The organism is Bacillus sp. FSL R7-0672, assembly GCF_038601465.1.
GTDB classification, from domain to species: domain Bacteria; phylum Bacillota; class Bacilli; order Bacillales; family Bacillaceae; genus Bacillus; species Bacillus pumilus.
Genome location: NZ_CP152010.1, coordinates 2,449,083 through 2,462,292, shown reverse-complemented (window position 1 = coordinate 2,462,292; position 13,210 = coordinate 2,449,083). Strand labels below are relative to the sequence as shown.

Below are 13,210 nucleotides of genomic sequence, written 5' to 3'. Positions count from 1 at the left end.
AGACAAAGGGCTAAAATAAACATCATTTTAGCCCTTTGTCAACAATCTAAGACCGATTCGATCAGAATCGGTCTTTTTGTTGCATATCAGATGAGGTCGTCACATAAAATGTACAAACTGTTTGTATGTAAAGGGTGATCTCATGAAAAGAGTGGACGAGTACCGAAAGAAAATCGCGCAGCGCCGCAAAACGAAGCAGTCAGCTGCTCCATCTAAGAAGACAACTTTTAAGAAAAAAGAAGATATCCCTCCATGGGTCATGCTGACAGAGGAAGAAAAGCATTCAGGGTCGTCTTCCTTTGAATCGTCGTCTCATCAGCCGAAGAAATATCAGCATCCGCTATTTAACCCCAATGCCTTTGTGCTGAAATGTTTATTATCTGCGTCTCTTGTGTTGATTGCAGCCATTTCATTTAAAGGTCAGGCAGGGCCGTTTCAGCAGCTGAAGCCGATCATTACGCAGACCTTTGAGCAAGATTTTCAATTTGCTGCTGCCAATCGCTGGTTTGAGAAAACAGTTGGAAACCCCCTTGCCTTTTTAACAGACAAAAAGGAAGACCAAAAAGATGTACAAGCGAACCAAGAACTGGCCGTACCTGCTTCTGGAAAAGTGCAGGAATCCTTTACGCAAAATGGAGCAGGTGTCAAAGTCGAAACATCGGCTGAAGCGATTGACAGTATGAAGGAAGGCTATGTAGTAGAAGTGAAAAAGAAAAGTGACACAGGGCTGACAGTGGTCGTGCAGCATGCGGATAACAGCTATAGCTGGTACGGTCAATTAAAGGAAGCCAATGTGGCCTTATACGATTTTGTCGATAAGGGTGAGAAAATTGGCCAGATCTCACTTGATGATCAAGGAAAGGGCACATATTACTTTGCCATTAAGCAAAATGAACAGTTTATCGATCCTATTCAGGTGATGACCTTTGAATAGATGGCTGATCATGCTGACGAAAATTCACATTCATCCGCTGCTGTGGATTGTGATGGCGTTTGCGATCCTCTCTGGTCAAATCAAGCCGCTGCTTTGTCTGCTCATTATCGTCTTTGTCCATGAGCTTGGACATGCAGCGGCTGCTTGCTATTATCATTGGCGCATTCGGCGGATTTTTCTACTCCCGTTTGGCGGAGCGGTAGAAGTAGAAGAGCATGGGAACCGCCCGCTAAAGGAAGAGCTGGCGGTCATTTTATGCGGGCCGCTCCAGCATGTACCGCTCCAGCTAATGGCGTGGTTTTTCATGGAAGCTTCTCTTATTTCACACGACATTTTTACGATGTTCACTTTTTATAATATGGCGATTTTCCTTGTGAATCTTTTGCCGATTTGGCCGCTAGATGGCGGGAAATTATTCTTTTTGCTCTTATCAGCATATTACCCTTTCCAACGTGCACATGCCCTTGCCATAAAAGGCTCCCTTGTCTTTTTTAGTCTGTTGACAGGCGGATTACTTTTGTTTGCGCCGCTTCAATTCAACGGCTGGGTGCTGCTCACCTTTTTAGCCTATTCACTCGTGATGGAGTACCGGCAGCGGCATTATGTCAGGGTTCGTTTTTTACTAGAACGTTATTACGGTAAAAAAGAGCAAAAGGTAGAAAAGCTGATTCCGCTGAGAGCGAGCGCTGAGGAAAAAGTATATGAAGTCATGGCGCGATTCCAAAGAGGCTGTAAGCATCCGATTATTATTGAAAGAGATGGCGTGAAAATGAGCCAGCTTGACGAAAATGAACTGCTTCATGCGTATTTTTCAGATCGAAGAACCACCTCCTCAATGGAAGAGCTTCTTTTGCCGTACTAGTGATGAAAATACGTTGACATTCTGCGTCTAATTTGATATATTTTTTAATGTTATGGATATGTAGCACCCGTGCTACAACCGCGCGAAGCAGGTGTAAAGAGCCTAAGGCCCCCTGTATTCGGCGAGTCTGAGTTTATTAGGAGGTGCAGAGATGTACGCAATTATCGAAACTGGTGGTAAACAAGTAAAAGTTGAAGAAGGTCAAACTGTTTATGTTGAAAAACTAGCTGCTGAAGCAGGTGAAACAGTAACTTTTGAAAACGTATTGTTTGTCGGCGGAGACACTGTCAAAGTGGGTAACCCTTCAGTTGCTGGAGCAACAGTAACGGCTAAAGTTGAAAAACAAGGTCGCGGTAAGAAAATTACTGTGTTCAAGTACAAACCGAAGAAAAACAACCACAAGAAACAAGGTCATCGTCAACCTTACACTAAAGTTGTTATCGAAAAAATCAACGCTTAAGGCGTGTGAGTGATATGATCAAAGCAACCATTACTCGGTCGGCAGCAGATGAAAGCATTACGTCTTTTCAGATGACTGGACATGCCGAGTTTGCTGAAAAAGGTCAGGATCTCGTTTGTGCAGGAGTATCTGCTGTTGTTTTCGGCTCAGTCAATTCAATTATTGCACTGGCAGGATTGGACCCTCTGCTCGATATTGGCGAGGAAGGCGGCTATTTCTCTTTTGAATTGCCAGCTGATACAGATCCAGTATCCTTTGAAAAAGCCCAGCTGCTTTTAGAAGGCATGGTCGTTTCCTTAGAAACAATCGAACGAGATTATCACGATTATGTGAGAATATCTACAAAAAAATAGGAGGTGAACTTCATGCTTAGATTAGATCTTCAATTTTTCGCATCTAAAAAAGGGGTAGGTTCTACAAAGAACGGACGTGACTCTGAGTCTAAACGTTTAGGCGCTAAACGTGCTGATGGTCAATTCGTAACTGGTGGTTCTATCCTTTATCGTCAACGTGGAACGAAAATCTATCCAGGTGAAAACGTTGGACGCGGAGGCGACGACACTCTTTTCGCTAAAATCGACGGAACAGTTAAATTCGAACGTTTCGGTCGTGACCGTAAAAAAGTGAGCGTATATCCTGCGGCACAATAATTGCTAAAAACTCCGGTCATTGACTGGAGTTTTTTTCACTTTTTACAAGTAGTATCGAAGATGAAAAAGAAGATGCACTCCATCAATATCAAAGAACGTTTGCTGACTTTGCCTCATTTTCTCCTATAGATCAGAAAAAACAACCTTTCCTCACATAACTAGTGTTTTTCTATGCTGTCTTCTCTGTTATAATTCAGGGAGACATAGTGATGATAAGACTCCTAAAAGAGAGACCAAACGATTGGGAGTGCGATAATGGAAGAGATATCAAGTAAACAAAACGAAAAATTAACTCACGTTGCATTAACAAATGAATTGATCTATCTGCTCAGTCGTTCAAGACATGATTGGATGAATAAATTGCAGCTGATCAAGGGCAACTTGACATTAGAAAAATATGACCGTGTGTTTGAAATTATAGAAGAAATGGTCATTGAAGCACAGCATGAATCCAAACTCTCAAATTTAAAAATTCCCCAATTGGCCTATTACTTTCTAACATTTAATTGGGAGTCGCATTTTATCACCTTAGAATATGAAGTGCTTGGTGAAACCCGAGACTTATCAGCATATGAATCGCAGCTGCTAACGGTATCACAGGAGTTGTTTTCGATATTCGATCAATCAGTTTGCCAAAAAACTGAAAATCATTTAACGGTCACGTTCCAAACAGATCATGAAGAGAATGATGTGGTCTTATATTTTGATTTCAAAGGAAAATTAACAAGTTTGGATGCGTTAAATGCGTTTCATGACGCAAACTATCCATGTATGAGTGTAGTTCAATTTCATGTGACAAGTCATGAGTCCATGATCGAGCTTTGTTTGAGGCAAGAATGAGATATGTGATGCAGAGAAACGGAGGAAGTTATGTTTGTAGATCAGGTTAAAGTGTATGTTAAAGGCGGTGACGGCGGAAACGGTATGGTGGCGTTTCGTCGTGAAAAATATGTGCCAAAAGGTGGACCGGCTGGCGGCGATGGTGGAAATGGTGCAGATGTTGTATTTGAAGTAGACGAGGGACTTAGAACATTGATGGACTTTCGTTACAAACGCCATTTTAAGGCGGATCGCGGCGAGCACGGAATGAGTAAAAACCAGCATGGTCGAAATGCGGAAGAAATGATTGTCAAAGTTCCGCCCGGTACAGTTGTGACGGATGCAGAGACGGAACAAGTACTCGCAGACTTAACAGAGCATGGACAGCGGGCAGTCATTGCAAAAGGCGGACGAGGCGGACGAGGAAATTCACGTTTTGCAACACCGGCAAACCCTGCACCACAGCTTTCTGAAAATGGCGAGCCAGGTAAAGAGCGTGACGTCATCTTAGAATTAAAAGTACTTGCAGATGTTGGGCTTGTTGGTTTCCCAAGTGTCGGGAAGTCGACGCTGCTTTCAATTGTCTCTTCTGCGAAACCGAAAATTGCGGATTATCATTTCACAACGCTTGTGCCGAACCTAGGAGTTGTCGAAACAGATGATAACCGAAGCTTCGTCATGGCGGATCTGCCAGGACTGATCGAAGGCGCGCACGAAGGCGTTGGCTTAGGTCATCAATTTTTACGTCACATTGAGCGGACACGTGTCATTGTCCATGTCATTGATATGTCAGCACTTGAAGGACGTGACCCGTACGAAGATTATGTGACGATTAATGAAGAGCTTGAGCAATACAATATGAGATTGACTGAGCGTCCACAAATCATTGTAGCGAACAAAATGGACATGCCAGATGCAGCTGACAATCTAGCGGCATTTAAAGAAAAATTAACGGATGACTATAAAGTGTTCCCAATTAGTGCGATCACAAGAGAAGGGCTTCGTGAGCTTTTATTTGAAATCGCCAATCAGCTTGAAACAACACCGGAATTCCCGCTTTATAATGAAGAGGAACTGTCTGATAACCGCGTAATGTACAGGTTTGATGAGGGAGATGCACCATTTGAGATCACAAGAGATCCTGATGGTACATTTGTCATAACGGGTAAAGCACTTGAGCGACTGTTTAAGATGACAGATTTCTCAAGAGATGAGTCCGTGAAACGATTCTCTAGACAACTGCGCGGAATGGGCGTCGATGATGCCTTACGTGAGCGTGGTGCACAAGACGGCGACATCATTCGTCTGCTTGAATTTGAATTTGAATTTATTGATTGATCAAAAGGAGGGTCCAGTCCATGGGCTCTCCCGTTTTTAAAAGGGGAGAAAACAGGTGAAAGAAGAAACGTTCTATTTAGTAAGAGAGGATGTCCTTCCAGATGCGATGCGAAAAACGCTTGAAGTTAAAAAGCTTCTCGATCGCAAAAAAGCGGATTCAGTTGCTGATGCTGTTCAACAAGCGGATTTAAGTCGCAGTGCTTTTTATAAATACAGAGATGCTGTTTTTCCATTTTATACGATGGTGAAAGAGCAGATCATCACATTGTTTTTCCACCTTGAGGATCGGTCTGGGGCTCTGTCAAGACTGCTTCAAATTGTGGCTGACTCTGGCTGTAATGTGTTATCCATTCACCAAACGATTCCGCTGCAAGGAAGAGCAAATGTCACCCTATCCATTAGCACGGCTGGTATGGCAGATGATATCAATACAGTCATGAATCAATTAAGAAAACTTGAATTTGTCGAAAAAGTTGAAATTCTAGGTTCTGGGGCGTAAAAGGAGAGATCATAGCAGATGAAGCAATTAACTGTAGGTTATTTTGGACCAGAGGCAACATTTACTCATTTGGCCGTATGCTCTTGCTTTCCAGCAGATGCAGTGCAGCGTGCCTATGCAACGATTCCGCAATGTATGGATGCTGTGTCAAAAGGCGAAGTCGATTTGGCGGTCGTTCCACTTGAAAATGCACTCGAAGGATCTGTGAACTTAACGATTGATTATTTAATTCATGAAGAAGCGCTGTCCATTGTTGGTGAAATGACAGCACCGATTCGGCAGCATTTGCTTGTCCACCCATCAAGAGCGGAAAGCTGGGAGACATTAGATGTGATCCAATCACATCCGCACGCGATTGCCCAGTGTCATCAATTTCTGAAAAAGCAGTACCCGGATATTCCGCATCGTCCAGTTGAATCAACAGGTTATGCAGCGAAATATATCAGTGAGCATCCGGATGAGGCTGCTGGGGCCATTGCGAATGAAATTGCCGCACAAACGTATGGTTTAACGATTGCAAAAAAAGACATTCATGATTATCCGCACAATCATACACGCTTTGTTATTTTACATAAAGATCCTAAAGCATCGTTCCCAATGAATGCAGGGTTCTCATCGAAGCCAAAAACGACCATTGTCGTCAGTCTGCCAAAGGATGACCAATCAGGTGCATTGCACCGCGTGTTATCTGCCTTTTCTTGGCGAAATCTCAACTTGTCAAAAATTGAATCTCGTCCAACAAAAACTGGTCTTGGACACTATTTATTTATTATAGATATAGAAAAAGAAATGGATGATGTCCTTGTCCCTGGTGCGATTCAGGAATTAGAAGCGATTGGCTGTGAAGTCAAATTGCTCGGCAGCTACCAAACATATGAACTAACGAATGAAAAATAGTGTCCTATAAGGGACACTATTTTTTTAGTCTTTAATTAAAAAGCCAGCATCATCGAGCGCTTGGATGGCTTGGTCAAGCTGCTTTTGACTGTAAGAAGTGAGTGTATGTAAATGCACGCCGTCTGTTAGTTCTGACAAGTAGGAGGCGCCCGTGTTAGAAATGTGATGAACGAAATCAGCTACTTGCTTGCGTGTGCTGACGCGAATAGAGGCCGTTAGTTCACCGTAAACAGGGTGCTCTATAATCACATCTTTTACCGTCACACCAAAGTCTACAATTAAGGTCAGTTCCTCTTCTGTACGAACAGGATCATGCTTGCAGGCGATGATTTGTTCAATTTCTCTTTCTGGCGCATGCTGAGATGCCATATACACATAGCCTTGACTTGTGGCAATAATGGGTTCGTTTTTTGCTTTCAATAGTGAGATATCTTGTACAATGACTTGTCGAGAGACAGCCGCCTTTTTAGCCAAAAAGCTTCCGGTGAGCGGTGTATCTGTTTCTTTCAACCACTCTAAAATGGCGTTTCTTCTCTCTTCGCCAATGAGTTTCCTCTCTTGCTCCACGTCTTATGCTCCTTTCTTCTCCTTTTGCAATTGTTCAAATGTATGCAAAAGCTGATCGATGTCCTCTTTTGACGACTTCGATCCAAATGATAGTCGAATGAATTGAAGAGCATCACGATCTGATACGTGCAATGCCTTCACAGCCGGGGAAGGATGATGATAACCAGAAGCACATGCGCTTCCAGTCGATATACAAATCCCATGCCGGTTACATGCTAACATTACATATTGTCCTTCAAACCCTTCAAAAAAACAACCAATAATATGAGGCAACATAGGGCGATTGCCATTGTTCTGAAGTGTACGAACAGGAAGCTGTCTCATTTTCAGCTGCTGATGAAAATAATCACGAAGCTGCTCATTTTGCCGCTTTTGCTCATCTAGCTTAAGTATCAATTGTTCGCTCGCAGCAGCAAAAGCACCGATGCATGGAACGTTCACTGTTCCAGGGCGGAAGCCATTTTCCTGAACTGCACCTGAATATAGTGGCTTCCAAGGAACATGAGCACCCATATAGACAGCACCAGCGCCCTTAGGTGCATACACTTTATGGCTCGATATGGATACAGCATCAACCCCAAGCTCCTTGATGGACACACGAACCTTTCCGAATGTTTGCACGGCATCTGTATGAAAAAGAATGTGCCTTTCTTTTAAAATGGGTGCTAATTCAGCGAGCGGCTGGATAATCCCTGTTTCTGAATTAGCATGCTGGATAGATACTAATCCTGTTTCAGGCAATAATGCATCTTTGAGAATGTCCTGAGTGATGATCCCATCTTGATTCGGTTCAATGATCGTAACCTTCGCGCCAAGACGCTCTAAGCTCTTAACCGCATGATGAACAGAAGGATGCTCTACAGAAGTTGTGATGACATGCTGCCTGTCTGCTGGCAGACCATTTGCCATCGATTGAATCGCAAGAAGATTGGATTCCGTTCCACCGCTTGTAAAGTAGATGCCCTCTGGTTCGCCCTCAAGAATGGCAGCGATTGATTGTCTGCTGTAAGTCAGTATGTCATTTGCTCTTCCACCTGCATCATGTAGACTACTTGCATTCCCGTAGCAATCTTTACTTAGCTGCTGAAATACATGCAGTGCCTCCTCCGAAACAGGTGTAGAAGCTGCGTAATCTAAATAAACCAATCCATCCATCTCCTATGAGAAAATTTTTTCTTGTATTTATTGTAGTGTTGTGTAATGATATGTGTCAAGACAGGTGTAAGTGACAGGAGGGGCGATGGTGTCATCAATCAAAAAAATCATTGTGGTGGGATCAGGCATTGCAGCGCTTTCCTTTGCAAAAACAATTTCAGAAAGCTGCCAAGTCATCATGATGACAAAAAAACAATTTTCCTCTAGTAATTCCATACTTGCACAAGGAGGAATCGCTGCTGCCTTTTCAGCACAGGATTCTGTTCATCAGCATGTACAAGACACATTAGCTGCCGGCTGTGATCACAATGATGAAAGGGCGGTACAAGAGATCGTAAGTCTTGGAAAGCATATGGTGGAGCAGCTCGTAGAAGAAGGCTGTCCATTTGATCAAACGGAGACGGGCGTGCCGCAATTAGGCAAAGAGGGGGCGCATACGACTCATCGCATTTTGCATGCAGGAGGAGACCAAACAGGTAAAACCCTCGTGCAGTATTTAAAAAATCAGCTTGGCTCACATATTCATTTATATGAAAATTCCCATGTCGTTGATCTGCTCGTTCACGAAGGAACCTGCATAGGAGTGGTCTGGAAAGACGAGAAAGATCGCGTACATACTATGACCGCAGATGCCGTTGTTTTATCCACGGGCGGCTGCGGCTCCCTATATGAAACAAACACAAATGACCCTTCTATAACAGGAGACGGACTGATGATGGCTTATCGAGCCGGAGCACAATTAGCTGATCTCGAATTTGTTCAATTCCATCCCACCCTCTTGACGATCGCTGGAAAAGCAGTCGGTCTCGTTTCAGAGGCAGTCCGAGGAGAGGGAGCTTATTTAGAAGATGAAACAGGCAGGAGGATCATGAAAGGCATTCACCCACAAGCTGATTTAGCGCCTAGAGATATTGTCGCTAGAGCTATTTTTCATGAGCAGCAATTAGGTCATGATCTGTATCTCAATATCAGCGAAATTCCACATTTCTCAGTTCGTTTTCCAGCTATTGCTGCAATGTGTGAGCGGGCAGGTGTCGATATGGCAAGTGGCAGGCTCCCAGTTTCCCCTGGTATGCATTTTTTAATGGGCGGAATCTGCGTGAATGAATATGGTGAAACGACGCTTCCATCTCTTTTTGCTATCGGAGAAGCAGCCTATACAGGCTTACACGGAGCGAATCGATTGGCGAGTAATTCTCTCTTGGAAGGTCTCGTTTTAGGAAACAAAGCGGCACGGAGAATTGAACAAATACCTAAAAAGAAAAAAACAATCCCTTCTTTCTCTATTCAAGAAGTATGGTCCGTGCCAGAGATTTCAGAGGATCAGTTGAGACAATGGATGGCGACATATGCCGCAATTGTAAGAGAAGAAAAAGGGCTAAAGACCTTGCTTCAAACATTACAGCAAGTCCCTTATCAGCAAGTGAATGTGAAGAATATCACAAGCCAACAGATCGAATTAAGTAATCAATGGACATTAGCGATTTGCCTTGTGAAGTCTGCATTACTTCGTACAGAAAGCAGAGGCGGTCATTATCGAATGGATTATCCAAAGCGGAATGATGCTTTGTGGAGGGGCATGCAGATTGTCCATGAAAAAGGCCGCGTTTACATGATGAAAAATGAAAGGATCGGTGCCAAATGGAACGTTTACAGTTAAAACAAATGCTGACTCATTTTTTCACAGAAGATATTGGCTTTGGAGATGTATCTGCTGATGGCATTTTTGGAGAAAAGAAAGGAACAGCCTATATCATCGCAAAACAATCGGGTGTATTGGCAGGTTCTCAAGTCATTGACATAGGGTACCGCCTGCTGAATGAACAGATTCAGGCTGAGTTGTTTTTTGAAGAAGGTGATTGGATTCATTCAGGGGCAGTGCTGGCGAAAATAAAAGGACCAGTCAGCGACTTATTAAAAGGAGAACGGGTCATTTTGAATGTCTTGCAGCGCATGACAGGTATCGCCACTTTAACACATGAAGCAGTGCAGCGATTAGCGGACCCGTCGATTACGATTTGTGATACGAGAAAAACGACGCCCGGCTTGCGTATGTTAGAGAAATACGCTGTGAAGACAGGTGGGGGAAAGAATCATCGCTTCGGCTTATCAGATGGGGTAATGATTAAAGATAATCATATCGCCGCATGCGGCTCTATTCGTGAAGCAGTAGAGAAAGCAAGAGCATATGCCGGTCATATGGTGAAAATTGAAGTAGAAATTGAATCAGAAACGCAGCTAAAGGAAGCCATTGATGCAAAAGCCGATGTCATCATGTTTGACAACTGCTCTCCGGACGAAGTCAAACGTTTTAAACAAATGACGCCTGAGACAATTCTGACCGAGGCTTCAGGAGGTATCACGCTAGAGACATTGCCAAGTTACAGAGGGACAGGTGTCGACCTTATTTCACTTGGTTTTCTGACACATTCTGCTCCAGCATTTGATTTTAGTATGAATATGGAATTCAGTCATAAAGGGGGAACAACTCATGTCACTGCTTGATGTACTCGCGAATCAACATGCAGCCATGATGCCAGAAGAATATAAACACCGATCTGTTGAGGAGATGAAGCAGCGTGTGTTAGACATTAAACGAGCCTTTGGATCAAAGCTTTTTATACCAGGGCATCATTATCAAAAGGATGAAGTCATCCAATTTGCAGATGCAACAGGAGATTCATTGCAGCTCGCACAAATAGCCGCGGACAACAAGGAAGCGGAGTACATTGTGTTCTGCGGTGTTCACTTCATGGCTGAAACGGCAGACATGCTGTCAAATAAAAATCAAAAGGTTCTATTGCCAGATATGAGAGCAGGCTGTTCAATGGCAGATATGGCGAACATGAAACAAACGGATAGAGCATGGGAGCAGCTCACTGATCTGTTTGGGGAGACAATTCTTCCACTTACGTATGTCAACTCAACAGCTGATATTAAAGCATTTGTCGGAAAGCATGGCGGGGCCACTGTGACATCATCAAACGCTAAAAAAGTGCTGGAGTGGGCGCTCACACAAAAAGAGCGGATTCTGTTTCTCCCTGATCAGCATTTAGGGCGTAATACGGCCTTTGATTTAGGCATTTCACTTGAAGAAATGGCTGTCTGGGATCAAATAGAAGAAAGGCTCATCACCGATCAGCCGCTTTCCCGCATCAAGATGATTTTATGGAAAGGCCATTGCTCTGTCCATGAGAAATTCACGGTGCGAAATATTGAAGAAACGAGAAAAAGAGACCGTGACATTCAAATTCTTGTCCATCCAGAGTGCACGCATGAAGTCGTCACGGCTTCTGATCTTGCCGGATCAACGAAATTTATTATTGATACGATCAAGGAAGCACCAGCAGGAAGCAAGTGGGCGATTGGAACAGAGATGAATTTGGTTAAGCGGATCATAGATCAGCATCCAGATAAACAAATCGAATCCCTCAATCCGGATATGTGTCCATGTTTGACGATGAATCGGATCGATCTCCCTCATTTGTTATGGTCACTAGAAAGCATAGAGAAAGGTGATCCGGTCGGTTTGATTCAAGTCAATGAAGACACGACAAAAGACGCTTTACTTGCACTGAATAAAATGCTCGCCATTAAATAATGAATCAGCCCCTCCTATCAGAAAACAAGTTTTTATCATATTGGCTTGTAAATAGGCATAAATTTATGGTGAAACATATTGTACTTCTGACATAACCGTTACGTTCACGTTTTGCATAGGAGGGGAAAACGTTGAAAATTCATATTGTGCAAAAAGGAGACTCCCTTTGGAAAATTTCAAAGAAATACGGAGTCGACTTTCAAGAATTGAAAAAACTAAATTCACAGCTCAGTAATCCAGATTTGATCATGCCGGGTATGAAGATCAAGATTCCATCTAGTGGTGTTCCTGTAAAAACAGATCATCAGAAAGCAAAAGAAATGCCAAAGCCGAAAGAACATCCGTATGTGAAAGAAAAGCCAAAAGATGTCGTGCAAGTGCAAGATACGAAGCCGAAAGAAAAGCCAAACGAACCTGTACCTTATGTACCGCCAGTGCCAAAGATCGAGCAGCCAGTTTTTCCGCAAGTCGATGTGAACTATTATCAGACCAATCTCTACCAGCCATTCACGCCTCCTCCCAAAAAAGAACATCATGAGAAAAAAGATCACGTTCATGAAAAGAAAGATCATGCTCATGACAAAAAGGATCATAAAGATCATGTTCATTATGAGAATAAGGAGCATAAAGATAACAAGGATCATTTCCATCATGAAAATAAGAACTATCAAGATAACAAAGACCATTTTTATGATGAAAATAAAGGTCATTTAAAAGATGATGTGGCAAAGGGGTATGATCCGTTTATTCATATTCCGCATCAAAAGGAGGAGGGAAAAGATATGGAACACAGCAATTACCCAAACCTTCCTAATTTTCCGCAAATGCCGAATGTAGGAGGCGCAGCGGTAGGGGGAATGGCTGAGAATAAGGAACATCATCACCATCACCAGCATCATGACGCATATGATCCTTATTATGGTCATGGTCATTACATGCCGGCAATGTATCCATATCCGCAGCAAATGGTGCCAGCATCGCCAATTTTACCAGGGTCAGGTCTTTGTTATCCTATCCAGCCTTATTATCACCATCATCACATGATGCCATATCCATACCCAGCGCAGCCATATTTTCCTGCGTATCAAGCGCCAGCTTATTACGGAGAACATTATGAACATCATGCAAACGACGGGCATCACTGGCACCATCATATGCATCCAAATGCCAATGCCAACGCAAATGTCAATGCGAACGTGAATCAAGGCTTTTATCCAAATGTTTCAAATGAAGCTTACGGCAAGGAAGACTGCGGATGTGATGATGGCATGAAGCAGCATCAGCCGTGGCCAGGACATTACCCGAATCCTGTACCTTATGGCCAAATGGGGGCTTATCCAGCTCAGCCTTATATGCAGCCATATCCAGGTCAATCTGTTTTTGCAAGACCAGAGGAAGACGAAGAAGAGTAATGACAGAAGGAGCGAT

At 43.2% G+C, this 13,210-nt stretch carries 15 protein-coding genes and 1 other annotated feature; of the genes, 13 read left to right on the top strand and 2 right to left on the bottom strand.

Annotated features, from left to right (window positions below):
• The first annotated feature begins 142 nt into the window (after nucleotides 1–142).
• The 9 genes from MKY18_RS12485 (at nucleotide 143) to pheA (ending at nucleotide 6,459) form a co-directional block, all read left to right on the top strand.
• The gene (locus tag MKY18_RS12485) at nucleotides 143–934 is read left to right on the top strand and encodes a M23 family metallopeptidase (protein ID WP_044139999.1); all 792 of its coding nucleotides are present in this window, start codon (nucleotides 143–145) and stop codon (nucleotides 932–934) included.
• A complete protein-coding gene (locus MKY18_RS12480; RefSeq protein WP_265208119.1) occupies nucleotides 927–1,796 on the top strand; it encodes a M50 family metallopeptidase in 870 nt (289 codons plus the stop codon). Before MKY18_RS12485 ends, MKY18_RS12480 begins: the two co-directional genes overlap by 8 nt.
• 66 nt (nucleotides 1,797–1,862) lie before the next feature.
• Nucleotides 1,863–1,935 (top strand) — a sequence feature (ribosomal protein L21 leader region).
• A gap of 12 nt (nucleotides 1,936–1,947) precedes the next feature.
• Nucleotides 1,948–2,256, top strand: a complete 309-nt coding sequence (gene rplU / locus MKY18_RS12475) for a 50S ribosomal protein L21 (RefSeq protein WP_003216781.1) — start codon at nucleotides 1,948–1,950, stop codon at nucleotides 2,254–2,256.
• Nucleotides 2,257–2,270: 14 nt separating this feature from the next.
• Entirely contained in the window at nucleotides 2,271–2,609 is a 339-nt protein-coding gene (locus MKY18_RS12470; protein WP_044140003.1) for a ribosomal-processing cysteine protease Prp, read from the top strand.
• 12 nt (nucleotides 2,610–2,621) lie between these two features.
• On the top strand, nucleotides 2,622–2,906 hold the full coding sequence (rpmA, locus tag MKY18_RS12465; protein WP_003216586.1) for a 50S ribosomal protein L27: 285 nt from the start codon (nucleotides 2,622–2,624) through the stop codon (nucleotides 2,904–2,906).
• 255 nt (nucleotides 2,907–3,161) lie between these two features.
• Nucleotides 3,162–3,746: a sporulation initiation phosphotransferase B gene (locus MKY18_RS12460; protein WP_012010758.1), complete on the top strand. Its 585-nt coding sequence runs from the start codon at nucleotides 3,162–3,164 to the stop codon at nucleotides 3,744–3,746.
• Nucleotides 3,747–3,776: 30 nt separating this feature from the next.
• On the top strand, nucleotides 3,777–5,063 hold the full coding sequence (gene obgE / locus MKY18_RS12455; protein ID WP_012010757.1) for a GTPase ObgE: 1,287 nt from the start codon (nucleotides 3,777–3,779) through the stop codon (nucleotides 5,061–5,063).
• Between the two features lie 55 nt (nucleotides 5,064–5,118).
• The gene (locus tag MKY18_RS12450; protein ID WP_003216269.1) at nucleotides 5,119–5,562 is read left to right on the top strand and encodes an ACT domain-containing protein; all 444 of its coding nucleotides are present in this window, start codon (nucleotides 5,119–5,121) and stop codon (nucleotides 5,560–5,562) included.
• Between the two features lie 18 nt (nucleotides 5,563–5,580).
• Nucleotides 5,581–6,459: a prephenate dehydratase gene (gene pheA, locus MKY18_RS12445; RefSeq protein WP_034661622.1), complete on the top strand. Its 879-nt coding sequence runs from the start codon at nucleotides 5,581–5,583 to the stop codon at nucleotides 6,457–6,459.
• Between the two features lie 24 nt (nucleotides 6,460–6,483).
• On the opposite strand, the gene MKY18_RS12440 is transcribed toward pheA, so the two are convergent.
• Both MKY18_RS12440 and MKY18_RS12435 read right to left on the bottom strand, forming a co-directional pair.
• Nucleotides 6,484–7,026, bottom strand: coding sequence for a transcription repressor NadR (locus MKY18_RS12440; protein ID WP_050943655.1), 543 nt, complete (start codon nucleotides 7,024–7,026; stop codon nucleotides 6,484–6,486).
• A 3-nt stretch (nucleotides 7,027–7,029) separates the two neighbouring features.
• On the bottom strand, nucleotides 7,030–8,181 hold the full coding sequence (locus tag MKY18_RS12435) for an IscS subfamily cysteine desulfurase (RefSeq protein ID WP_126740767.1): 1,152 nt from the start codon (nucleotides 8,179–8,181) through the stop codon (nucleotides 7,030–7,032).
• Between the two features lie 85 nt (nucleotides 8,182–8,266).
• Here MKY18_RS12435 and nadB point away from each other — a divergent pair, with 85 nt between their 5' ends.
• The 4 genes from nadB (at nucleotide 8,267) to safA (ending at nucleotide 13,194) form a co-directional block, all read left to right on the top strand.
• Nucleotides 8,267–9,841: an L-aspartate oxidase gene (nadB, locus tag MKY18_RS12430; RefSeq protein WP_342497527.1), complete on the top strand. Its 1,575-nt coding sequence runs from the start codon at nucleotides 8,267–8,269 to the stop codon at nucleotides 9,839–9,841.
• Nucleotides 9,823–10,686: a carboxylating nicotinate-nucleotide diphosphorylase gene (gene nadC / locus MKY18_RS12425; protein WP_113767493.1), complete on the top strand. Its 864-nt coding sequence runs from the start codon at nucleotides 9,823–9,825 to the stop codon at nucleotides 10,684–10,686. Before nadB ends, nadC begins: the two co-directional genes overlap by 19 nt.
• The gene (nadA, locus tag MKY18_RS12420) at nucleotides 10,673–11,782 is read left to right on the top strand and encodes a quinolinate synthase NadA (protein WP_342497526.1); all 1,110 of its coding nucleotides are present in this window, start codon (nucleotides 10,673–10,675) and stop codon (nucleotides 11,780–11,782) included. The genes nadC and nadA overlap by 14 nt, the downstream gene beginning before the upstream one ends.
• Before the next feature lie 131 nt (nucleotides 11,783–11,913).
• On the top strand, nucleotides 11,914–13,194 hold the full coding sequence (safA, locus tag MKY18_RS12415; protein WP_185107060.1) for a SafA/ExsA family spore coat assembly protein: 1,281 nt from the start codon (nucleotides 11,914–11,916) through the stop codon (nucleotides 13,192–13,194).
• Nucleotides 13,195–13,210: the final 16 nt, after the last annotated feature.